At 66.1% G+C, this 21,191-nt stretch carries 18 protein-coding genes and 1 riboswitch; of the genes, 4 read left to right on the top strand and 14 right to left on the bottom strand.

The annotated features are described in order from the left end of the window. Nucleotides 1-14: 14 nt before the first annotated feature. From hemN to ACTIEW_RS10535, 12 genes are read right to left on the bottom strand one after another with little or no spacing between them, the layout of a single operon-like run. Nucleotides 15-1,373 carry an oxygen-independent coproporphyrinogen III oxidase gene (hemN, locus tag ACTIEW_RS10480; protein ID WP_439477844.1) on the bottom strand — a complete coding sequence of 453 codons (1,359 nt, stop codon included), beginning with the start codon at nt 1,371-1,373 and terminating at the stop codon, nt 15-17. Continuing rightward, on the bottom strand, nt 1,370-1,951 hold the full coding sequence (gene mobA / locus ACTIEW_RS10485; RefSeq protein ID WP_439477845.1) for a molybdenum cofactor guanylyltransferase: 582 nt from the start codon (nt 1,949-1,951) through the stop codon (nt 1,370-1,372). Before mobA ends, hemN begins: the two co-directional genes overlap by 4 nt. After that, nucleotides 1,948-2,646, bottom strand: coding sequence for a carbonic anhydrase (locus ACTIEW_RS10490; RefSeq protein WP_439477846.1), 699 nt, complete (start codon nt 2,644-2,646; stop codon nt 1,948-1,950). Before ACTIEW_RS10490 ends, mobA begins: the two co-directional genes overlap by 4 nt. After that, nucleotides 2,643-3,203 (bottom strand): hemerythrin domain-containing protein, encoded by a 561-nt coding sequence (locus ACTIEW_RS10495; protein ID WP_439477847.1) that lies wholly within the window; start codon nt 3,201-3,203, stop codon nt 2,643-2,645. The genes ACTIEW_RS10490 and ACTIEW_RS10495 overlap by 4 nt, the downstream gene beginning before the upstream one ends. A 30-nt stretch (nt 3,204-3,233) precedes the next feature. Continuing rightward, entirely contained in the window at nt 3,234-4,472 is a 1,239-nt protein-coding gene (locus ACTIEW_RS10500) for an alginate export family protein (protein ID WP_439477848.1), read from the bottom strand. Nucleotide 4,473: 1 nt separating this feature from the next. Beyond that, nucleotides 4,474-5,586 carry a peptidylprolyl isomerase gene (locus ACTIEW_RS10505; protein WP_439477849.1) on the bottom strand — a complete coding sequence of 371 codons (1,113 nt, stop codon included), beginning with the start codon at nt 5,584-5,586 and terminating at the stop codon, nt 4,474-4,476. After that, nucleotides 5,583-6,302, bottom strand: a complete 720-nt coding sequence (gene narI / locus ACTIEW_RS10510) for a respiratory nitrate reductase subunit gamma (RefSeq protein WP_439477850.1) — start codon at nt 6,300-6,302, stop codon at nt 5,583-5,585. Before narI ends, ACTIEW_RS10505 begins: the two co-directional genes overlap by 4 nt. An 11-nt stretch (nt 6,303-6,313) precedes the next feature. After that, nucleotides 6,314-7,024, bottom strand: a complete 711-nt coding sequence (narJ, locus tag ACTIEW_RS10515; protein ID WP_439477851.1) for a nitrate reductase molybdenum cofactor assembly chaperone — start codon at nt 7,022-7,024, stop codon at nt 6,314-6,316. A gap of 2 nt (nt 7,025-7,026) precedes the next feature. Further along, nucleotides 7,027-8,553 (bottom strand): nitrate reductase subunit beta, encoded by a 1,527-nt coding sequence (gene narH / locus ACTIEW_RS10520; protein WP_439477852.1) that lies wholly within the window; start codon nt 8,551-8,553, stop codon nt 7,027-7,029. Continuing rightward, the gene (locus ACTIEW_RS10525) at nt 8,550-12,281 is read right to left on the bottom strand and encodes a nitrate reductase subunit alpha (protein ID WP_439477853.1); all 3,732 of its coding nucleotides are present in this window, start codon (nt 12,279-12,281) and stop codon (nt 8,550-8,552) included. Before ACTIEW_RS10525 ends, narH begins: the two co-directional genes overlap by 4 nt. A 2-nt stretch (nt 12,282-12,283) precedes the next feature. Then, the gene (locus ACTIEW_RS10530) at nt 12,284-13,678 is read right to left on the bottom strand and encodes an MFS transporter (protein ID WP_439477854.1); all 1,395 of its coding nucleotides are present in this window, start codon (nt 13,676-13,678) and stop codon (nt 12,284-12,286) included. Between the two features lie 12 nt (nt 13,679-13,690). Next, a complete protein-coding gene (locus ACTIEW_RS10535; RefSeq protein WP_439477855.1) occupies nt 13,691-15,034 on the bottom strand; it encodes an MFS transporter in 1,344 nt (447 codons plus the stop codon). A 293-nt stretch (nt 15,035-15,327) separates the two neighbouring features. On the opposite strand from ACTIEW_RS10535, the gene ftrB reads away from it, so the two are divergent. After that, complete coding sequence (ftrB, locus tag ACTIEW_RS10540; RefSeq protein WP_439477856.1) at nt 15,328-16,113, top strand: transcriptional activator FtrB; 786 nt, start codon at nt 15,328-15,330, stop codon at nt 16,111-16,113. Here the strand turns inward: ftrB and moaA are convergent, their stop codons facing one another. Continuing rightward, complete coding sequence (gene moaA / locus ACTIEW_RS10545) at nt 16,114-17,106, bottom strand: GTP 3',8-cyclase MoaA (protein WP_439477857.1); 993 nt, start codon at nt 17,104-17,106, stop codon at nt 16,114-16,116. Beyond that, nucleotides 17,095-17,232: riboswitch (molybdenum cofactor riboswitch) on the bottom strand. (Overlaps the previous gene by 12 nt.) Nucleotides 17,233-17,394: 162 nt before the next feature. On the opposite strand from moaA, the gene modA reads away from it, so the two are divergent. From modA to modC, 3 genes are read left to right on the top strand one after another with little or no spacing between them, the layout of a single operon-like run. Continuing rightward, on the top strand, nt 17,395-18,201 hold the full coding sequence (gene modA, locus ACTIEW_RS10550) for a molybdate ABC transporter substrate-binding protein (protein ID WP_439477858.1): 807 nt from the start codon (nt 17,395-17,397) through the stop codon (nt 18,199-18,201). 9 nt (nt 18,202-18,210) lie between these two features. Then, nucleotides 18,211-18,906 (top strand): molybdate ABC transporter permease subunit, encoded by a 696-nt coding sequence (gene modB / locus ACTIEW_RS10555; RefSeq protein WP_439477859.1) that lies wholly within the window; start codon nt 18,211-18,213, stop codon nt 18,904-18,906. Then, nucleotides 18,906-19,970 (top strand): molybdenum ABC transporter ATP-binding protein, encoded by a 1,065-nt coding sequence (gene modC / locus ACTIEW_RS10560; protein ID WP_439477860.1) that lies wholly within the window; start codon nt 18,906-18,908, stop codon nt 19,968-19,970. The genes modB and modC overlap by 1 nt, the downstream gene beginning before the upstream one ends. 6 nt (nt 19,971-19,976) lie before the next feature. Here the strand turns inward: modC and ACTIEW_RS10565 are convergent, their stop codons facing one another. Then, nucleotides 19,977-21,161 carry an NnrS family protein gene (locus ACTIEW_RS10565; protein WP_439477861.1) on the bottom strand — a complete coding sequence of 395 codons (1,185 nt, stop codon included), beginning with the start codon at nt 21,159-21,161 and terminating at the stop codon, nt 19,977-19,979. Nucleotides 21,162-21,191: the final 30 nt, after the last annotated feature.

Below are 21,191 nucleotides of genomic sequence, written 5' to 3' on the forward strand. Positions count from 1 at the left end.
CTCGGCCAGCGCCCTCAGATCGCCAGGCTGTGCCTCGCTGATGGCGGGGCTGCCTGATGATCGAAGCAGGCGGCGACCACCCGCACCAGCCGCGAAAGTTCAGGTGAAACGCGGATCCGCCGTCCGGACACGGCACAGAGACCAGCCGCCATCAGCGTCCGAGCCGACTCCAGTTCATCGTCGAGAGTGCTCACCGCGTAACCATGATCCGTGCAAACGGACTCCACGTCCACTTCCAGACTGCACATCAGTCGCTCAATGACGGCTCCTCGGAGGCGATCTTCTCTGGTCGTCGCCAGCTGGCGCGACACAGGCAACTGGCCGCGCTTCACGGCCATCGCCCATTGGTCCACGCGCGATGCGTTCTGGCTAAAGCCTTGAGGAAAAGCGCTGATCGCCGAGGGGCCAAGGCCGATCAGCACTGCGGCCGGGTCGTCGGTATAGCCCTGGAAGTTGCGGCGCAGGCCGCCGTTCGCCAGCTGCGCCGCCATGGGGTCGCCGGGGTGTGCAAAATGGTCCATGCCGATCCGGATGTAGCCGTGCGCCAGGAGAACAGCCTCGGCTGCCTCGGCTTGACTCCATCGTCCGGCGACATCGGCCAGATCCTGGTGGCGGATCATCGACTGGTGCTTTTTCATCCATGGGACATGGGCGTAGCCGAACAGGGCGACCCGGTCCGGGACCAGAGAGAGAGCGGTCGTCAGGCTGGCCGCGACATTGTCCGGAGTCTGGCCAGGCAGGCCGTACATCATGTCGAAATTGATCGCCTCGACCCCGCCCCGGCGGATGTCGCCGACCGCCGCTTCGACCCGCTCGAACGGCTGGATGCGATTGACCTGCCGCTGGACCTCAGGATCGAAGGTCTGGACGCCAAGACTGGCTCGGGTGACGCCGGTAGCGCCAAGTCCCCGGGCGAAGTCGGAGTCCAGATGGCCCGGGTCCAGTTCGACCGCCACCTCGGCCCCGGGCCGCAGCGTGAACCGGTGCGCAATCGACGTCATCAAGTCCGTGAAGTCGGCCGCCGTCAGCGAATTGGGACTGCCGCCCCCGAAATGGACATGGGCGGCGCCGGCGTGCGGCGGCAGGGCGTCGGACCACAGGTCCAGCTCTCTCGCGAGGTGGCCCAGAAAATCGGCGATCCGGTCATAGCCGTTCGGCACGCTGGTGTGGCAACCGCAGTACCAGCAAAGACGTTCGCAGAACGGAACATGGACGTAGATCGACAGGGCATCGGTCGGCTGGATCGCGCCCAGCCAGTCTCTCGTCAGGGTGTCGTCGGGGGCCGGCTGGAAGGCGAGGGCGGTGGGATAGCTCGTATAGCGCGGCAGACTCCGCGACGCATGGACCAGTAGCGGTTCCGCCAGCGCCGTCATGTGAGGGTCGCCTCCGCCGCTGCCAGGTCCTCGGCTGTGTTGATGTTGATGAAGGGGTCGCCCCCCTCGACGGGCCAGTCCACGACGGCGCAGCCGACGGCTTCGCTCAGTCCGCGAAGGGACAATCGCCCCTCGCCCGCCCGTCGCACCAGCGTCGACACAACGGCGGTGCGCCACAGGGCGCAGACCGGATGCAGCCGTCCGTGGCTGGCGGCGACTGCTACCCCGAGGTTCAGCGTCAAGGCCTGCTCCAGCCGATGGTGCAGGTCGAAAGGCAGGAAAGGCATGTCGCAGGGGAGGGTCAGCACCCGGTCGGCGCCGGCGTCCGCGGCCCACGTCAGTGCCGAGAGCAGGCCCGCGAGCGGACCCTCGATCCCGGGGGCATCGAGCACCACTGTCCCGGCGAAACCCTCAACCTGTTCGGGGTTGCGCGCGACCAGGATGAAGGGCGCTGCCGTACTGTGCGCCCTGGTCAGGGCATGATCCAGCAGACGAGATCCACCGAGCAGCCGGCGCGGCTTGCCTCCGCCGATCCGCCGTCCCGCCCCGCCGGCGAGGATCGCTACGACCAGGCTCATTCACGTGCCCCGGGTCGCCGCGGGATCGGTGGGCGTGAGGCGATCCGGGGGCCGCCGCCGCGTCGAGGAAGCGGGAGCGGCGCGACCAGTCGTCCGGCATCGCCAGCGTCACTGACCGTCGTCTCGAGGTCCCGGACCAGGCCGTCGCGGATGGAATAGATCCAACCGTGGATCGACACCGACTGACCCCGGCGCCAGGCGTCGGTGACAAAGGGATTGCGGGACAGCGCCCGCACCTGTGCCAGGACGTTCTTCTCGCAGATGAAGTTGACCCTGGTCTCGGGGTCCTGGATGGCGTCAAGATCCGGCTGATGGTCTTCGCACAGGCGCTGAACGCGCTGCATCCAGTGATCGAGGATGCCGTGGCGCTCACCGTCCAGCACGGCGCGCACACCGCCGCACCCATAGTGGCCGCAGACAATGATGTGCCGCACCTTCAGCGTCTCCAGGGCGAACTGGAGCACGGCCAGCAGGTTCATATCCTGGGCCGGCGCGAGATTGGCGACGTTGCGATGGACGAACAGTTCGCCGGGCTGCAGGCCGACGATCTCATTGGCCGGGACCCGGCTGTCGGAACAGCCGATCCAAAGATATTCCGGCGCCTGTTGTTCTGAAAGGCGGCGAAAATACTTGGGATCAAGCCGGGTTTTGGTGGCCGCCCAGTTGAGGTTGTTGCGCAGCAGCGACTCGATCATGACGCCGCCTCGTCTCCTTCAGGATCCAACAGGACGCCGCGACGCGCTGCCAGCCGAATGCTGAGCGACCTCAGGTCGGCGGCGGTCAGGCGAAGGCGGGCGATCGGCAGAACAACGGCGTTTTCCAGGGCAATATGGCGGCGCTCATGCAGCGCGAACTCCGTGAAAAGGCGTCGGCTCTCCCGATCATGACCCGGCGCCCGCCCTTCCGCTAAGGCCCGTTCCAGCGCGGCGATCAGGGTGCGGGCTCGGTCAAGATCATCGTGGTGCTCGGCCGAAAGCGCCCCCAACACGGCGTCCAGTTCGTCGGCGGGCTGACAGCGCCGTCGCAGCAGCGGAAACAGATCATCCTCCTCGTCGATGACGTGAAGCGGCATGTCATGGCGCAGGAAATCAAGGATCTCATGGGCCTCGTCGTTCAGCAGAACCGTCGCGTTGCCGACCCGTTCGATCAACTGGCACAACTGCCGATGGCGATAGTGTTCGGCGAACAGCCAGTTCAGCGGTTCATGAATCAAACCTGGCGGCAGCGGCTCGATCCGGGGGCTCTGGGTCATCGATCATGCGCTCCCTGCCCGGTCATCGGCCTAAAACCGATAGTCGAGGGCGGCCCAGACCTTGTCGCGGGCGGGGAAGGCAGCTGCGGCGCCGTCGAAGTGCGCGGCTTTGATCTCGATCGCCCAACGGGGGTCGAGCACCAACCGCGCCGACAAGTCCAATTCGCTGCCATAGCGCGCGGACCCGTCGACGTCGTGAAACTCACGCCAGGAGACGGTAAGGACGCCGCTGCGCCCCACGGGCGGATGGGCGACCGCATAGCTCACCGTGGCGGAGACGTCGCGCAAACCGTCCCTCGGCGTGGTCAGGAAGACGTCGGCCCAGCCCTGGAAGGCATGCAGGGTCGCCAGGGGTGTTTGGAACGCCTGGGCGCCGTTTCCGTCCAGTCGCTCAAGGGCCAACGTCCCCGTAAAGGGACCGCGCTTCAGACTCGCCGAGACCAGCCCATAGTCGAGGTCGAACCGGGCCGGATTGGCCCCGTACTCCGATTGGCGAGCGTACTCGACCGCATAGAGGGCCGACCAGTCCGGCGACAGGCTGCGGCTTCCCTCCAGTCGCGCGCCCCAGGTCGCCGAGGACTGGGCCGGGGCGTTGCTGAAATCCAGCAGATAGCCATAGGCCGTCAACTTGCCCGCCGGGGTCGGGGCCTCGACATTGATCAGGTGACTGTCCGAGCGCCACTCGCCCACGGGACTGTCGTCGCCGAACACCCTGTGAACCCGGTCGATCCAGGCATAGGTGAGGGTGAGCGGCTCAAACGCGCGGGTCGTCACCTTGACCGCGTCGAAGGTTTGCTCGTTCTGGCGGAAGCCCACATTGCCTACGAACCGGGCGGAGCCCAGCACGATGCGTTGTCGGCCCACGATCACCTCGGTATCCGGCAAACCGGTCCAGGCGACCTGAAGCCGGTTCAGTTCGAACACTTCCGGATCGGCCACCACGGGATAGCGGGCGGGCCCGCGGATGGTGTCGTTGTAGTCATCGACGAGGGCGACGACCGCCTCGCCCTCGACCAGCAGGCGGAAGCCGGAACGCTCCGGGCTTTGCCAACCCAGACGCGCGCGCAGCGTCACCGCCGTGGCGTCATCGAGCCCTTCCTGACTGACGCCCTCATAGCGCAGACGGCTCTCGAACAGGATATCGCCCGACCGGGTAGAGGCGGCCGCCGCCCCCGCCGCAGGCGACGGCGCGGGAGACTGGGCGTAGGCCAGGACCGGGGCCGCCATCACAGCGAGCGCCAGAAGGGCCGTGTGGCCAACTGTCGGCATATCAGTGTCTCCGGACGATAGCGTAGGATCGGGCTGGCGTTTTCAATTTCGATTTCAGGATCGCTCGCACACAGGCCAATGCCGGATCGTCCGAGCCTTGGGCGGCCGAAATCAGTCGGGTCCAGCCCTGGTCATCAGCGCCCTGGATGAAGCTGGCGATTTCACCCTGGACGAATTCGGCCAGACTGGCGCCGGTTGCGGCGGCGGTCTCCCGGGCATGCGTGGCCAGCGCCGCATCGGCCTGGTCCAACCAGACTTCCAGACGGGCCGTGACCGCGGACTGATCGCGTAGCAGGTCGCCCAAGGAGAGGGCTCCAGGCGCGAGCCCGCCGTCCTCGGTCACGCTTAGCGCGACGCCACAGTCGCGAGCGTCGGCCGCGAGGCCGGAGACGTAGCGGGCCGCAGCCGCCGTCCAGGCCCGGCTTTCCAGATGCAGGGCGATACGGGGCAGGACATGTTCGAAAGGCAGCCGGCGACCCTCGATGCGGCGCTCAAGGCGCAGGACGTGCCAGCCGAAACGTGATCGCACTGGCTCGGAGGCGGTTTCGCCGTCTTGCAGTTGGTCCAGCCCGGCCTCGACCTCGGCGGCGAGATCACCCGGCGAGAGCTGGCCCAGAGAGCCGCCGACGCCCTTGGACGGGCAGTCCGAGAGAGTTTCGGCCAGGTCCGCAAACCGGTGCGGATAAACCGCCAGCTCGGCGATGGCAGCCCGGGCCGCGCTGCGCGCCGCCGCCCAGGCGGCCTCGTCTTCGCCCTTCGGCGCGAACAGGATATGGGAGGCCTGGGTCAGGGCCGGGGTGCGGAACCGCTCGGGCGTGCTGTCATAGACTCGCCGGCATTCCGCCTCGCCGGGGCGCTCCACCTCGATCTCCACGTCCAGCACTGCCCGGACCAAAGCTTCCTCCGGCGTTTCCTCGCGACCGTCCTCATCCATCTCCGGCCGCGGCGACAGGCCGAGCTGATGCGCCCGGTTCAGCAACAGGGCCTTGATGGCCAGGGCGTGCGCCGCCGCCATCCGTGCCGCCTCGGGTGTCGCGGCGGGATGGTTCTGGGCCTCCTCGGCGACCAGGCGTTCGGGAAGCGCGACTCCGTCGATGACAATGACGGCGCTCATCGTCTCACGTTCCCGGTGCGGCGCGCGACGGGCATCTGGCGTTTGCTGCGGACGAGCTGCCAGCCGCGGCGGTTCAGATACCAGACTGGCGCCGACAGCATGTGGACCAGCCGGGTGAACGGGAAGATCAGGATGATGGTCAGGCCGAGGCTGAGGTGCGCCTTGAAGATCCAGTGGACGTCGGCGATGAAGCCCGCGCTGTCAGGATTGAGGGTGAAGATCCCCTGCGCCCAGGTCATGAATTTGATCATCTCGTGGCCGTCGAGATGGCCCAGCGAGAGAGGAATGGTGGCCAGGCCGAGACATAGCTGGATCAGCAGGATGGCCAGGATGGCGGTGTCGCCAAAACTGGAAGTCTGGCGGATCCGTGGATCAAATACCCGTCGATGCAACAGCAGGAGCCCGCCCACGAGGCAGAAGGCGCCGGCGACGCCACCCGCGACAATGGCCAGCATCTGTTTGAAGCCATGGCTGACGCCCAGGAAGTCCCACACTGCGATTGGCGTGAGCAGTCCAACGAAATGCCCGGCGAAGATGGCGAGGATTCCGAGGTGGAACAGGACGGAGCCCAGCATCAGCTGCTTGCGCCGCAGAAGCTGCGACGAGCCGGTGCGCCAGGTGTATTGCTCGCGATCGAAGCGCAGGATCGAGCCGATCACCAGAACCGCCATGGCGATATAGGGATAGACGCCGAAGACGATGAAATTCAGGTCCATAGTGGAGATCCTCAGGCAGCCGCGCCGGCGCGGCGGCTCTTGTCGGGGGGCGGGGCGGCGTTCATGGCGGACAGGATGGAATCGGCTTTTGGACAGCCGGCGTCGGCCGGGCCGAAGGTGACGGCGGTCTCTTCCCAGGCCTTGTCCAGCGCCTCCAGGTCGTCCGGATTGTCGTCGGGCTCCTGCATCAGGGCGGCGACGGCGTCGGAGTCGGGCACGGCTCCGGTCATGGCCGTGAGCGCCCCGAACACGGCCCGATAGGGGCTTTCGCGCTTGTGCAGCCGTTCGGTCAGGGCGGCGAGAACATGGGCCCCTTCGCCGAGCAGGGAGGCGGCTTCCTCGTTGGGCAAGGTGGACAGGAAGTCCAGGAACACCGGCAGGTGGTCCGGCAGCTCATTGGCCGTCAGCTCCAGCCCGTAGGAGCGATAAAGCTCGATCAGGGCTGCCATCGCCTGTCCGCGGTCTCGGCTCTCGCCGTGGATATGTTCATACAGATTGAGCGACAGCGACCGCGTCCGGTCGAACAGGTGAACGAAGCCCTCCTGGAGATCAAAGAGGTCCTCGCATTCCAGCTTGCGGACCAGCTTTTCCAGCGCCCCGACGATGGGCGCGGGGACCATGCCCTCCTCGCGGATGGCGGCCATGGCGGCCGGCGCGGCGGCCTGGATGTCCGCAGTCGGATAGCTGAGGAAAAGCGCGAGGGCGCGATAGGTCAATGCCATGATCAAGCCACCTCTGCTGTCGGTTTGGCGCGCGAGCGTTTGTCGGGGCCGAACAGACCCAGTTCGGTGCGCCCGCCCGAACAGCCGTTGCCGAAGGTGAAGCCGCAGCCGCCGCGGAGGTCATAGGCGTCCTCGACCGTCTCGCGATGGGTTGAGGGGATGACGAACCGATCCTCGTAATCGGCGATGGCCATGATCTTGTACATGTCGTCGATCTGGGCTGCCGTCAGGCCGACCGTCTCAGCCAGGCCGTGGTCGATGCGCCCGTCCACGGTCCTGGCCCGCATATAGGCGCGCATGGCCAGCATGCGTCGCAGCGCCAGGGTCACCGGCGCCTCGACCCCGGCGGTCAGCAGGTTGGCGAGGTATTTCACCGGGATGCGGAGCGAGTTCACATCCGGCATCTCGCCGTCCATCTCCAGGGCGCCGACGGCGGCGGCGTTCTGGATCGGCGACAGCGGCGGCACATACCAGACCATCGGCAGGGTCCGGTATTCGGGGTGAAGCGGGAAGGCGACTTTCCAGTCGATGGCCATCTTGTAGACCGGGCTGCGCCGCGCGCCTTCGAGCCAGGCCTCCGGCACGCCGTCGGCCCGGGCCTGGGCGATGACGGCCGGATCGTGGGGATCAAGGAAGATGTCGAGCTGGGCCTGGTAGAGGTCCTTCACGTCCGGGGTCGAGGCCGCCGCCTCGATCCGGTCGGCGTCATAGAGCAGCACGCCCAGATAGCGGATCCGTCCCACGCAGGTTTCCGAACAGACCGTCGGCTGGCCGACCTCGATCCGCGGGAAGCAGAAGGTGCATTTCTCCGATTTGCCGGAGTCCCAGTTGTAATAGATTTTCTTGTACGGGCAGGCCGAGACACACATCCGCCAGCCCCGGCACTTGTCCTGGTCGATGAGGACGATGCCGTCTTCCTCGCGCTTGTAGATTGCGCCGGAAGGACAGGCGGCCACGCAGGTGGGGTTGAGGCAGTGTTCGCACAGCCTCGGCAGGTACATCATGAAGGTGTTTTCGAACTGCCCGTAGATCTCCTTCTGGATGCCCTCGAAATTGGAATCCTCTGACCGCTTGGCGAACTCGCCGCCGAGGATTTCCTCCCAGTTGGGGCCCCATTCGATCTTCTCCATCCGCTTGCCGGTGATCTGCGAACGGGGCCGGGCGGTGGGGAAATGCTTCATCTCCGGGGCCGTCTGCAGGTGGCCGTAGTCGAAGTCGAAGGGTTCGTAATAGTCGTCGATCTCGGGCAGGTCGGGGTTGGCGAAGATCTTGGCCAGGATGCGCCATTTGGCGCCCATGCGCGGCTCGATCTTGCCGTTGGCCTTGCGCCGCCAGCCGCCGTTCCACTTCTTCTGGTTCTCCCACTCCTTGGGATAGCCGATGCCCGGCTTGGTCTCGACGTTGTTGAACCAGGCGTATTCAACGCCCTTGCGGCTGGTCCAGACGTTCTTGCAGGTGACCGAGCAGGTGTGACAGCCGATGCACTTGTCGAGGTTCAGCACCATGCCGATCTGCGCGCGGATCTTCATTGGCCGAACTCCTTGGACTCGAGCGGCTCATCCAGCCAGTCGACCGTCTTCATCTTGCGCAGGACAATGAACTCGTCCCGGTTGGAGCCCACGGTGCCGTAATAGTTGAAGCCGTAGGACAGCTGGGCGTAGCCGCCGATCATGTGGGTCGGTTTGAGCACGGTGCGGGTGACCGAGTTGTGGATGCCGCCGCGTCGGCCGGTGATCTCCGACCCCGGCGTGTTCACGATCTTCTCCTGGGCGTGGTACATGAAGGTCGTGCCTTCACGGATCCGCTGGGAGACCACGGCCCGGGCCGTCAGGGCTCCATTGGCGTTGAAGACCTCGATCCAGTCATTGTCGACGATGCCGGCCTTGCGGGCGTCCGTCTCCGAGATCCAGACGACCGGCCCACCGCGGTTGAGCGTCAGCATCAGCAGATTGTCGGAATAGGTCGAGTGGATGCCCCACTTCTGGTGCGGAGTGATGAAGTTGAGGACGATCTCGGTCTCGCCGTTGGGCTTGAGGCCTTTCACATGCGTCGTCTTCAGATCGATCGGCGGCTTGTAGACGCACAGCGCCTCACCGAAGGCCCGCATCCACAGGTGATCCTGATAGAGCTGCTGCCGGCCCGTGAGCGTCCGCCAGGGGATCAGCTCATGCACGTTGGTGTAGCCGGCGTTGTAGCAGACTTTCTCGCTCTCGATGCCCGACCAGATGGGCGATGAGATGATCTTGCGCGGCTGGGCGAGCAGATCACGGAAGCGGATCTTCTCATCCTCCTTGGGCAGGGCCAGGTGGGTGTGTTCGCGACCGGTCTGCTTCTCCAGCGCGGCCCAGGCCTTGACCGCGACCTCGCCATTGGTTTCCGGCGCGAGCATCAGGATGGTCTCGCAGGCGTCGATGTCGGTATCGATGCTGGGCATGCCCTCGGTCAGGCCGACGTCCAGCACCGCGCCGTTCAGTTCGCGCAACAGATCGACTTCGTGACCGGTCTTCCAGGCCAGACCCTTGCCGCCGTTGCCGACCTTGTCGAGCAGCGGGCCGAGCGCCGTGAACTGCTTGTAGAGGTTGGGGTAGTCGCGCTCGACCACGGTGATCTGGGGCATGGTCTTGCCGGGGATCGCCTCGCACTCGCCGAGGAACCAGTCCTTGACCTCGAAGGGCTGGGCCATCTCGCCGGGGCTGTCGTGCTGGATCGGGGTGAGGACGACGTCCTTCTCGACCCCGAGCACCTCCGGCGCGACAGCGGAGAATTTCTTCGCGATGGCCTTGAAGATCTCCCAGTCCGACTTCGACTCCCAGGCCGGGTCCACCGCCGCCGAAAGCGGATGGATGAAGGGGTGCATGTCGGAGGTGTTGAGGTCGTTCTTCTCGTACCAGGTCGCCGTCGGCAGGACGATGTCGGAGTAGACGGCCGTGGTCGACATGCGGAAGTCGAGGGTCACCAGCAGGTCGAGTTTTCCCTCCGGCGCCTCGTCATGCCAGACAACATCGACGGGCTTGACCTGCCCGGTCTCGCCCAGGTCATTGCCCTGGACGCCGTGCGAGGCGCCGAGCAGGTGTTTGAGGAAATACTCGTGGCCCTTGCCCGAGGACCCCAGCAGGTTCGAGCGCCAGATGAACATGTTGCGCGGCCAGTTGGCCGGGTCGTCCGGGTCCATGCAGGACAGTTCGATCGAGCGGTCCTTCAGCCCATCGAGGGTGTAGGCCTTGGGATCGACTCCAGCCGCTTCGGCGGCCTTGGCCACGTCCAGCGAGTTGGCTTTCAACGCCGGGGCGGAGGGCAGCCAGCCCATCCGCTCGGCCCGGACGTTGAAGTCGATCATCGAGGCCTTCCACGGCCCTTCGGGGGCCGTCGGCGACAGCAGTTCGTCGATGCCGACGGTCTCGTAACGCCACTGGTCGGAGTGGGCGTAGAAGAACGAGGTGGAGTTCTGCTGGCGGGGCGGCCGGATCCAGTCGGTGGCGAAGGCCAGCGGGGCCCAGCCCGTCTGAGGCCGCAGCTTCTCCTGTCCGACATAGTGGGCCCAGCCGCCGCCGGACTGCCCGACGCATCCGCACATCACCAGCATGTTGATGACGCCGCGGTAGTTCATGTCCATGTGGAACCAGTGGTTCATCGCCGCGCCGATGATCACCATCGACTTGCCGTTGGTCTTCTCGGCATTGGTGGCGAACCCCCGGGCCGTGGCGATGATCTGGTCGCGCGGGACCGAGGTGATGGCCTCGGCCCAGGCAGGCGAATAGGGCTGCAGGTCGTCGAACGACTCCGGCATGCAGTCGCCGCCGAAGCCCTGGTCGACGCCATAGTTGGCCAGGAACAGGTCATAGACGCAGGCCACTAGCGCCTCGCCATCCTTCAACATCACCCGCCGGACCGGCACGTTGCGGGTCAGGACGTCGGGGTGATCGGTAGAGGCGAAGCCGTTGCTGGCTGTGTTGGCGAAATAGGGGAAGCGGACGCCGGCGACCTCGTCATGCGCGTCCTTGAGACCCAGCTTCAGAGTGGTCTCGCGGCCTGCGGCGTCGCGTTCCTCGAGGTTCCAGCGGCCGTCCTCGCCCCAGCGGAAGCCGATAGAGCCGTTGGGCACGACGATTTCGCCGCTGGCCTCGTCGACGGCGACCGTCTTCCAGTCGGGATTGTTGACCTGCTCGAGATCACCAACGAAATCCGAGGCGCGCACGAGGCGCTCGGGGACATAGCCGCCCTCCTGGGGGACCAGCCGGACCAGCATCGGCAGGTCGCTGTACTGGCGGAGGTAGTCGCGGAAATACGGCACCTGCTTGTCGACGTGATACTCCTTGAGGATCACGTGACCGAAGGCCATGGCCAGGGCCGCGTCGGTGCCCTGTTTGACGGGCAGCCACAGGTCCGAGAATTTCGAGGCCTCGGAGTAGTCGGGGCAGATGACCACCGACTTGGCCCCGCGGTAGCGCGCCTCGGTGTAGAAATGGGCGTCCGGCGTGCGGGTCTGCGGAACGTTTGAGCCCCACAGCAGCATGAAGCTGGAATTGTACCAGTCGGCGCTCTCGGCCACGTCGGTCTGCTCGCCCCAGGTCTGGGGCGAGGCCGGGGGCAGGTCGCAGTACCAGTCGTAGAAGGAGCCGCAGGCGCCGCCCAGCAGCTGAAGATAGCGCGCGCCGGCCGCATAGGAGATCATCGACATGGCCGGGATCGGCGAGAAGCCGAACACCCGGTCCGGGCCCCAGCGTTTGACCGTGTGGGCGTTCGCGGCGGCGATGATCTCTGTGATCTCTTCCCAGTCGGCCCGCACAAAGCCGCCGGCTCCGCGCATGCTGGTGTAGGATTTTCGGGCGGCGGGATCGTTCTGGATCGAGGCCCAGGCCGCGACCGGCTCCATGGTCTCACGCGCCTTGCGCCACACCCGCAGCAGACGGGAGCGCACCAGCGGATATTTCACCCGGTTGGCCGAATAGAGATACCAGCTGTAGCTGGCCCCACGCGCGCAGCCGCGTGGTTCGTGATTGGGCAGGTCCGGTCGGGTGCGGGGGTAGTCGGTCTGCTGGGTCTCCCAGGTGACAATCCCGCCCTTGACGTAGATCTTCCACGAGCACGAGCCTGTACAGTTCACGCCGTGGGTCGAACGCACGATCTTGTCGTGACGCCAGCGGTTCCGATAGGCCTCTTCCCAGCTGCGGTCGTCGTCGTTCATGACGCCGTGGCGGTCCGAGAACAGTTCTGTCTTGCGCGTGAAGAAGGCGAGACGGTCCAGGGTATGGCTCATGATCAGGCCGCCGTGTTGGGAGAGAGGTTCAGGATCGAGCGCCGGCGGGCGTAGAACACCCAGTTCACGACGGCGCAGGTGATGTAGAAGACAAGGAAGATGTAGAGGGCCGTCGTCGGCCCTCCGGTGGCCTTCATGGAGTTGGCGAAGGCCAGGGGGATGAAGAAGCCGCCATAGGCGCCGATGGCCGAGGAGAAGCCGACGATGGCCGCCGACTCCAGCTCCGAGGCCTTCAGCCGCTCAGCCGGCGTTGCGCGGGGCAGCAGGCGGGGCATGTCGGCGCGCACCAGGGCGGGGATCATCTGGAAGGTCGAGGCGTTGCCCACGCCGGTCCAGAAGAACAGCCAGATGAAACTGGCGAAGAACAGACCGAACACCGGCTCGCCGCCGAAGGCGCCGACGCTGTAGAGCACCGCCAGCACCCCCATGATCAGGGCGGAGAAGACCACCTGGGTGACGTTCTGGCCGCCCCAGCGGTCTGACACCCAGCCGGTCATCGCCCGCGACGCGGCTCCGACCAGGGGCCCCAGGAAGGCGATCTGGAGGATATTCACGTCGGGGAACAGCGTCTTGCCCAACAGGGGGAAGGCCGCAGAGAAGCCGATGAATGAGCCGAAGGTGCCGATGTAGAGGTAGCACATCAGCCAATTGTGCTTGCGCTTGAACACCACGGCCTGCTCACGGAACGAGGCCCGCGCGGAGGCGACGTCGTTCATGCCAAACCAGGCGGCGGCGGCGGCGATCAGGATGAACGGCACCCAGACGAAGCCGGCGTTCTGCAACCAGACCTGATGCTGGACGCCATTTTCCAGGTAGGTCTGCGGCGCCCCGAAGAGAGGCGTGAACAGGGCGAGGCCGGTGACCAGCGGCGCCGTGAATTGCAGGACGCTGACCCCCAGGTTTCCGAACCCCGCATTCAGCGCCAAGGCGTTGCCCTTCTGGGCCTTGGGAAAGAAGAAGCCGATATTGGCCATCGACGAGGCGAACGCCCCGCCGCCCAGGCCGCACAGCAGGGCCAGGACGACGAACATCACATAGGGCGTGTCGGGGTTCTGCACCGCCATACCGATGCCGATCGCCGGGATCGCCAGCGACAGGGTGGACAGCGTGGTCCAGAGACGACCCCCGAAAATGGGGACCATGAAGCTGTAGAAGATTCGCAGTGTCGCGCCGGAAAGGGCTGGCAGCGCCGTCAGCCAGAACAGTTCGGCCGTCGAGAACTGGAAGCCGACCATGTTGAGGCGGGTGGCCGCCGTCGACCACAGCATCCAGACGGAAAAGGCCAGCAGCAGGTTCGGGATAGAGATCCACAGATTGCGACGCGCGATCTGCTGGCCGGTGGAGGCCCAGAACGCCGGCTCTTCCGGGCGCCAGTCGTGTAGAATGTGACGGGACATGCGCGTCTTTCTCTAGTTCGAGCGGAGGGATGAGGCGGCCGCTGCCTGGTCGGGACCGACGCCGGCCAGTTCGGGGAATTCCGGCAACGTCGCCAGCATGGGGGAGCGACGACGCTCCATCCGACGGACGGCGAAATGCATCCAGACGAGGGCGGCCAGGACCAGCAGGAACAGCAGCATGAAACAGCTGGTCCAGACGCCGGTCAGGTCATTCAGGACGCCGAAGGTGATGGGCAGGATGAAGCCGCCGAGCCCGCCGATCATGCCTACCAGCCCGCCGACCGAGCCGACGTGATCGGGGTAGTAGACCGGGATGTGTTTGAAGACGGCCGCCTTGCCCAGGCTCATGGCGAAGCCGAGGATGAAGACCAGCACGGTGAAGACCGGCAGGCTGATCGCCAAGCGGAATTGGATCGGCCCGTCGATGCCGTCGACTACATACGAGGTCGCCGGATAGGACAGGATGAAGGCGCAAACGACGCTGATGACGAAGGTCAGGTACATGACCTTTCGGGCCCCGATCCGGTCGGAGAGCCAGCCCCCGAACACCCGGAACAGTGAGCCGGGGATCGAATAGGCCGCGGCCAGCATCCCGGCCGCGCCGATTCCCAGCCCATAGGCGCCGGTCAGATAATGCGGGAGCCAGAGGGCGAGAGCGACGAACCCGCCGAAGACGAAGAAATAGTAGAGGGCAAAACGCCAGACCCGGATGTCTTTCAACGGCGCCAGTTGCATCCAGGCGGCCACGGGCTTCTGGCCCGTCCGCCGACGCTCGATCAGCTGGGGCTCGTCCCGGGTCAGGACGAAGGACACGAGGGCGACGATCAGCAGCGCCCCGGCCCAGATCTGGGCCACGGCCTCCCAGCCCAGCGCCAGCATGACGAAGGGCGCCGCGAACTTGGTCACCGCCGCGCCGACATTGCCCGCGCCGAAAATGCCGAGCGCCGTTCCCTGCCGGCCGGCCGGAAAGAATTTCGAGACATAGGCGATGCCGACCGCGAAGGCCCCGCCCGCCATGCCGACGCCGAGCGCCGCGACCAGGAACTGGGGATAGGTCTCAGCGTAGGACAGCAGGAAGGTCGCGGCTGCGGCCAGGATCATGACGATCAGATTGACGCGCCGTCCGCCGAACTGTTCGGTCCAGACGCCGAGAAACACCCGCACCAGCGAGCCGGTCAGAATCGGCGTCCCGACCAGCAGGCCGAATTGCGCTTCGCTGAGGCTGAGGTCAGTCTTGATCTGGACCCCGATGATCGAGAAGATCGTCCACACCGCAAAACACGCCGTGAAGGCGAAGGTGCTGACCCAAAGGGCGGACGCCGCGCCCGGCGCTGATGTTTCGGAGGCGGATACCACCTGGCCTGCTCCATGGAACGTCGCCGCTCGCCGGCTGTCGTTCCATGTGTCCTAGCGCGCGTTTCGCGTGCGCTATTTGATCGTTATCAATTGAACTCTTGGTGGAGTTGGACCAAATGGGTCTCGATACAAGAAAACTGCAGTAAATCTACAAGGTGCGGCTGGTGGATTGCCTTAAACATCTACGTTGATTGATAATCATCAAGTGGTGCTTTAGGGAGAGGCTGCGGTCGTGCGGAGCGGAGCCGATCAAGTTAGAGCCTCGCTAACGAACCGCACCAGGAGCAAGCCCGATGACCATGCGCGCCGCCGATCTTGACCGTGTCAGGGCGCTGCCGCTGTTCTCCCGGGCTTCGCCAGAAGTCTTCAGAGACGTCACGGCCGGGGCCTTCCTGCAGCGGTTTCCCGCGGGCACGACCCTGCTTATGGAAGGCGACACTGTCGATTTTCTCTATGTTGTGCTGGACGGGGCAGTCGAACTCCAGGGGTCCTGGAAAGAGAAGGAGACGACCCTGGCGCTGCTGCGGCCGGTGTCCACCTTCATTCTCGCCGCCGTCGTCCTGGATGCTGACGCCCTGATGTCCGCGCGGACCCTGGAGCGGTCCGAAATCCTGATGTTGTCGGGGGAAGCCCTTCGCCGCACCATGCGGCAGGACGCCGACTTCAGCTTTGCGGTGGCCCAGGAACTGTCCGGCTGTTACCGCGGCCTGGTCCGGGCGGTGAAGAACCAGAAGCTCCGGGGCGGGGTTGAGCGGCTGGCCAATTATCTGATCACCCAGAGGGTCCGTCAGGGGATGAGCGACCCGATCGTCCTTCCTCATGAGAAACGGGTGCTGGCCTCGTTGCTGGGCATGTCCCCGGAGAATCTGTCACGGGCCTTCGCCAATCTGTCCAGCTACGGGGTGGTCGTGCATGGGGCGGAGGTCAGCCTGGGCCGTCCGGAGGCCCTTGAACGGTTGGCGCGGCCCCACCCGCTGATCGACAATCACATGCCGCCCCCGTCTGGCGCCGTCGGCAAGGCCGAGAGCGAGCGATGGGCCACGCAAACGGGCCGAACCTGCGGCGCCGTTCTCGGCTGATCAGCCTCCGAGCTGCGCCAGGTTTCGTAGGTCGCCTGAACGCCCCAGGGCGAGAGAATGGCCGGCTGACTTGCCTCCCAGAGACGAGACGATGCGCTGCGTCAGCGCATCGCGGTCGTCGTCGTCCTGCAGGAGATCGCGCAGATCGACGCCGCCGTCCCCGAACAGGCACAGGCGCAGCTTGCCCCGCGCGGTGACCCTCAGACGGTTGCAGCTGTCGCAAAAGCCTGGAGCGTAAGGCGCGATCAGGCCGATGGCCCCCGCGTGATCGGGATGACGATATTCCAGCGCCGGCCCCGCGTCGAAGGCGCGCGGCGTCGGCGTCCACCCATTCTGGTCCAGCCAGTCGCGCAGGCCTTGGGCCTTTACATGATGGCGGGCGAAGTAGTCGTCATTGTCGGTTGTCTTCATCAGCTCGATGAAACGAACAGCGACCGGCCGATCGCGGACAAATCGCGCCCAGCCGTCGAATCCGGCCTCGACCGTCTCGCGCAGTAGAACGGCGTTGACCTTTACGGCGGAGAAGCCCTCGGCCAGGGCCAGGTCCAGGCCTGTCAGGACCTGGTTCAGCTTGTCGTGACCGGTGATCTGGTGGAACGTCTCCGGGTTGATGGAGTCAATGCTGACGTTGATGTGACTGAGGCCCGAGCTTCGCCAGGCCGGTGCGTGACGCGCCAGATTCCAGCCATTTGTGGTCATGGCGACCTTTGCCACTCCCGGCGCGGCCGAGACCGTTTCGATGATGGCGTTGAAGTCCTTGCGGACGGTGGGTTCGCCGCCGGTCAGGCGAACCTTACTGAGCCCCAGATCGGAAAATCCGGCCACCAGCCGGCCAATCTCCTCCACCGTCAGGAAGGAGAGGGGGCCAGTCTTTTTCCAGCCGTTCGGCAGGCAGTAGGTGCAACTGAAATTGCACACCTCCGTCACCGACAGGCGAAGGTAGTGAAACCGACGGCCGAAGCCGTCGGCCATGGGGGCGGCGTCAAGCGCCATGGAAGCTCCTTTCCAAACACGGGAGGCGAAGGGATTTCTCCCGCCGCCCTTGATCCTCGCGGATCCGGCTGCCGGACCGTGGCGCGGAGGCGCTTTAGGTCGGACAGCTCGGAGCGAACTCACGAAGATTACTATCGGACCAGATTGCCTCAACCTATAACGCGAGGCCTTCCGGGCCTTGATGAAGATCAAGCCCTATCGCAGCGTCCCCTGTCCCGCTAACGACGCTGGCCATGCTAGTCAGGAGCTGCGGACCAGACCAACTGGCTCAGGAAGAGACGCGGATCCATGGCGAATGCGCGGGGCATCGGACGGCGAAACGGGGTGATGCTGCTTGCGGCTACGGTCCTCGCCGGCTGCGCGCCGCGCCGCCGCGCCGGCCCTGCGCCGATCGACCTCTTCGCTGCGGCCAGTCTTCGGGAGGTGCTGGACGCAGCTCTCGCCGATCACCGGGGGCGTTCCGGCCGAACCGTCCGGGCCATCTATGCGGGCAGCGCCCAATTGGCCCGCCAAATCGAGCAGGGTGCGCCCGCTGACCTGTTCGTTTCAGCCGACGAGGTTTGGATGGACTGGCTGGAACGACGCGGTCTGATCGAAACTGCGGCCCGATGCCGGCTCGCCTCCAACACCCTGGTGCTGATCGTCCCGGACGCGACCCCCCTCACTTCTGTCAATCTGGCCTCGCCAACCGACCTGGCCGCGCAGTTGGGCGATGGCCGGCTGGCGATCGCCGAAGCCAACGTACCGGCCGGGCGCTACGGGCGCGAAGCCCTGACCCGTCTGAACCTGTGGCAGTCGGTCGCAGACCGGCTGGCCCCCGGCGGCGACGTCCGCGCGGCGCTGGCCCTGGTCGCGCGCGGTGAGGCTCCCTTGGGCGTGGTTTATGCGACGGACGCACGCGCCGAGCCGCGGGTGCGGGTTGTGGCCGTCTTTCCCGCCGCCAGTCACGCACTGATCACCTATTCCGCGGCTCCGGTTCAGCGTCAGGACGGGGCTGGTGACCCTGCGGCGGCCAAGGCCTTTCTGGATTTCCTGAACGGCGCGGACGGACAGGCCCTGTTTCGGCGCTTCGGCTTTGCGCCGGCGCCTGTCTGAGCAGCCTGGATGATCGCGCTCAGTCCTGAGGAACAGCAGATCATTGGCTTGTCGCTGAAGGTTGCGGCGACGGCGACGCTGTTCAGCCTGCCGCCGGGCGTCGCCCTGGCCTACCTGCTGTCGCGTTGCAGCTTTCCCGGCAAGGGCCTACTTTCGGGCCTCACCCATCTGCCCCTGATCCTGCCGCCGGTGGTGACCGGCTATGTGCTGCTGCTGCTATTCGGTCACAATGGGCCGCTTGGCCGTCTGCTCGCACCGATGGGAATCGTCTTCGCCTTCGACTGGACGGGCGCGGCGCTGGCCGCGGCGGTCATGGGCTTTCCGTTGCTGGTCCGCGCCGCGCGATTGTCGTTTGACATGGTCGATCCCCGGATCGAACGCGCGGCCGAGACTTTAGGCGCCAGACCCATAACTCGCTTCCTGACCATTACCCTGCCACTCGCCCTGCCCGGAGTTGTTGCCGGGGCGGTTCTGTCCTTCGCCAAGGCGCTGGGCGAGTTCGGCGCCACCATCACCTTTGTCGCCAGCATACCCGGAGAGACCCGCACCCTGCCGCTCGCCATCTACAGCCTGACCCAGGTTCCCGGCGGCGAGGCGGCCGTGCTGAGACTGGTCCTGATCTCGGTCGGCGTATCGATCGGCGCTCTTGTCCTTTCCGAGTGGGGCGCGCGCTCCGTTGCCCGGCGGGTCGGAGGGACGCGGTGATGCTGGAGGTCTCGGCCCATATCGTCCGCGAAGATTTCTCGCTTGAGGTCGCGTTTTCGAGCGACGCCCAAATCACCTGTCTGTTCGGTCGTTCGGGGGCCGGCAAGACCACGGTGGCCGAACTGGTCGCCGGCCTGATCCGCCCTGTGCGCGGTCGGGTGCTGCTGGACGGAGAAGTGCTCCTGAACACCGACACGGGTCTGTCGGTCCCGGTTTGGAAACGGCGCATAGGCTATGTGTTTCAGGATGCGCGCCTGTTTCCGCACATGACCGTCCGCGACAACTTGTTGTACGGACCCCGTCGATCGGGTGACCTTCATCCCGCCCTTGACCAGGCGGTGGGTCTGTTGGGACTCGAAAGCATTCTGGAGCGCCGGCCGGGCGCGCTGTCCGGTGGCGAGGTCCGCCGGGTCGCGATCGGACGGGCCCTGCTGACCCGCCCCCGCCTGCTTATCCTCGATGAGCCTCTCGCGGGGCTGGACGGGGCGCGTCGTGGCGACATCCTGCCCTATCTGGACCGACTGGCCCGGGATGGACCGCCCATCCTCTATGTCAGCCACGCGGTCGAGGAGGTCGCCCGCCTTGCGGATCGCGTGGTGTTGGTCGGCGACGCTCGGGCCATGGGGGCGGAGCCGCCGGACGCGGCGTTCAACCGACCGGAGGCCGAGACCGCCGCCGGGCTGAGCGCGCCGCTGTCCATTCTCGACGGACGGGTCACCGCGCACGACTCCGCAAGGAACGCCACCCGCATCGATCTGGCGGGAACCCCGTTTCTGGCCCCGCTCCTCGACGTGCCCCCGGGCGATCGTTTGCGGGTTGTCGTCGACGCGCGGGATGTGGCGCTCGCTCTGACGGATCCGGTCGACGCCAGCTTTCAGAACCGGCTGCCGATGCAGGTTGCGGCGCTCGAACTCCGACCTGACGGCGTCCTCGTCCGGCTCGAGGCGGGCGGGCTGAGGCTGAAGGCACTGATTACCCGGCAGGCGAGGGAACAGCTCGCCCTCGCTCCGGGGAAGCGCGTGATCGCCCTGGTCAAGGCGACCGCCGCCGCCCGCTACGCCTGACTGCGATCAACCGCGATCAGGACGGGGCGACAGCAGCATCGGACCATAGCCGATCGCGAAGGCCAGAAACGCCGCCGACCAGAACCCGGCCGAGACGATCAACAACGGCTGATAGACGGTCGGCAACAAGCCGCCCGCCACCCGGGTCAGGGCCGCCGCATTGATCAGGGCATAGATCAATACCTCAACCTTGCCGGCCGTCAGGGCCCGACCGGTATGGCCCCGACTGGCGCGGGTCATAATGGCCAGCGTCATGACTCCGACGGCGCCGGCCGTAAGGGCATGGACGCCCGCAGAGGGGGGAACGAGGCCGGGAGCCGCGACCGACAACCCCGTCAGGACCAGACCCGCCGCAAGCCACAGGTAGCCGAGGTGAAGGATCCACACGAGCGGTTCGGCCAGGGTGGCGTCGCCGCGCCAGCGGATCAGCCGCACCAGATTCAGAATGCCCGCCGCCAGCAGCAGGGCGCCCGCCGCCGGATGCGTCGGGGCGAAGCTCCAGGCGGCCAGACCCACCGCGGTGGTCGCCAGGGTCACGGCGTCGAACCGGCCGGCGACGGCCGGCAGAGGGCCGTCGCGCTTGATCTGCCAGTTGCGGGTAAAGCTCGGGGTGACCCGGCCGCCAATCACGGCGATCAGAAGGGCCACGACCGCGAGGCCTATCCGGGTCGACAGGGTAGCGACGCCGCCGGCTCCGGCTTCCAGATGAAATCCCGCATTGGCCAGGGCGAACAATGTGACCATGACGGCCACCGGAACATTGCGCCAGTTCTGTCCTGCCAGCACCTCGCGCCAGACCACGAGGGCCATGGCGAACAGAAACAGGCCGTCAATGATCAATGGCCAGGCCGCCGCCGCCAAATCCGCATTCAGGGCCATGGCCAGCATGGCTGCCCGACCCGCCAGCCACAGGCCAAACAGCAGTGCCAGGGGCGTGCCCACCACGGGCAGGCGGCCGGTCCAGTTGGGCACGGCGGTCAGCAGGAAGCCGACGATGACCCCGCCCGTATAGCCGAACAGCATCTCGTGCACATGCCAGCTGAGCCCCACAGGCCCGCCGCTGAGAAAGGCGTAGAGCCAGAGCGGCGCGGCGATAGCCGACCACAGGGCAGAGAACAGAAAGAAGGGGCGCAGGCCGACGCTGAAAACGGCGGGACCGCGATGAGCGCGGATGGCGGCGGCGGTGTTCATAGGGACTCCCGAACGACGGATACGGTCTGC

The organism is Brevundimonas sp. (assembly GCF_051860745.1).
Lineage (GTDB): Bacteria > Pseudomonadota > Alphaproteobacteria > Caulobacterales > Caulobacteraceae > Brevundimonas.

What these genes read in the sequence shown, in the direction of transcription:
- ACTIEW_RS10495 (WP_439477847.1), bottom strand. Translation starts at nt 3,203, where the DNA reads ATGACCCAGAGCCCCCGGATCGAGCCGCTGCCGCCAGGTTTGATTCAT.
- mobA (WP_439477845.1), bottom strand. Translation starts at nt 1,951, where the DNA reads ATGAGCCTGGTCGTAGCGATCCTCGCCGGCGGGGCGGGACGGCGGATC.
- hemN (WP_439477844.1), bottom strand. Translation starts at nt 1,373, where the DNA reads ATGACGGCGCTGGCGGAACCGCTACTGGTCCATGCGTCGCGGAGTCTG.
- ACTIEW_RS10500 (WP_439477848.1), bottom strand. Translation starts at nt 4,472, where the DNA reads ATGCCGACAGTTGGCCACACGGCCCTTCTGGCGCTCGCTGTGATGGCG.
- narH (WP_439477852.1), bottom strand. Translation starts at nt 8,553, where the DNA reads ATGAAGATCCGCGCGCAGATCGGCATGGTGCTGAACCTCGACAAGTGC.
- narI (WP_439477850.1), bottom strand. Translation starts at nt 6,302, where the DNA reads ATGGACCTGAATTTCATCGTCTTCGGCGTCTATCCCTATATCGCCATG.
- modB (WP_439477859.1), top strand. Translation starts at nt 18,211, where the DNA reads ATGATCGCGCTCAGTCCTGAGGAACAGCAGATCATTGGCTTGTCGCTG.
- moaA (WP_439477857.1), bottom strand. Translation starts at nt 17,106, where the DNA reads ATGGCGCTTGACGCCGCCCCCATGGCCGACGGCTTCGGCCGTCGGTTT.
- ftrB (WP_439477856.1), top strand. Translation starts at nt 15,328, where the DNA reads ATGACCATGCGCGCCGCCGATCTTGACCGTGTCAGGGCGCTGCCGCTG.
- modA (WP_439477858.1), top strand. Translation starts at nt 17,395, where the DNA reads ATGGCGAATGCGCGGGGCATCGGACGGCGAAACGGGGTGATGCTGCTT.
- modC (WP_439477860.1), top strand. Translation starts at nt 18,906, where the DNA reads ATGCTGGAGGTCTCGGCCCATATCGTCCGCGAAGATTTCTCGCTTGAG.
- ACTIEW_RS10565 (WP_439477861.1), bottom strand. Translation starts at nt 21,161, where the DNA reads ATGAACACCGCCGCCGCCATCCGCGCTCATCGCGGTCCCGCCGTTTTC.
- ACTIEW_RS10490 (WP_439477846.1), bottom strand. Translation starts at nt 2,646, where the DNA reads ATGATCGAGTCGCTGCTGCGCAACAACCTCAACTGGGCGGCCACCAAA.
- ACTIEW_RS10525 (WP_439477853.1), bottom strand. Translation starts at nt 12,281, where the DNA reads ATGAGCCATACCCTGGACCGTCTCGCCTTCTTCACGCGCAAGACAGAA.
- ACTIEW_RS10505 (WP_439477849.1), bottom strand. Translation starts at nt 5,586, where the DNA reads ATGAGCGCCGTCATTGTCATCGACGGAGTCGCGCTTCCCGAACGCCTG.
- narJ (WP_439477851.1), bottom strand. Translation starts at nt 7,024, where the DNA reads ATGGCATTGACCTATCGCGCCCTCGCGCTTTTCCTCAGCTATCCGACT.
- ACTIEW_RS10530 (WP_439477854.1), bottom strand. Translation starts at nt 13,678, where the DNA reads ATGTCCCGTCACATTCTACACGACTGGCGCCCGGAAGAGCCGGCGTTC.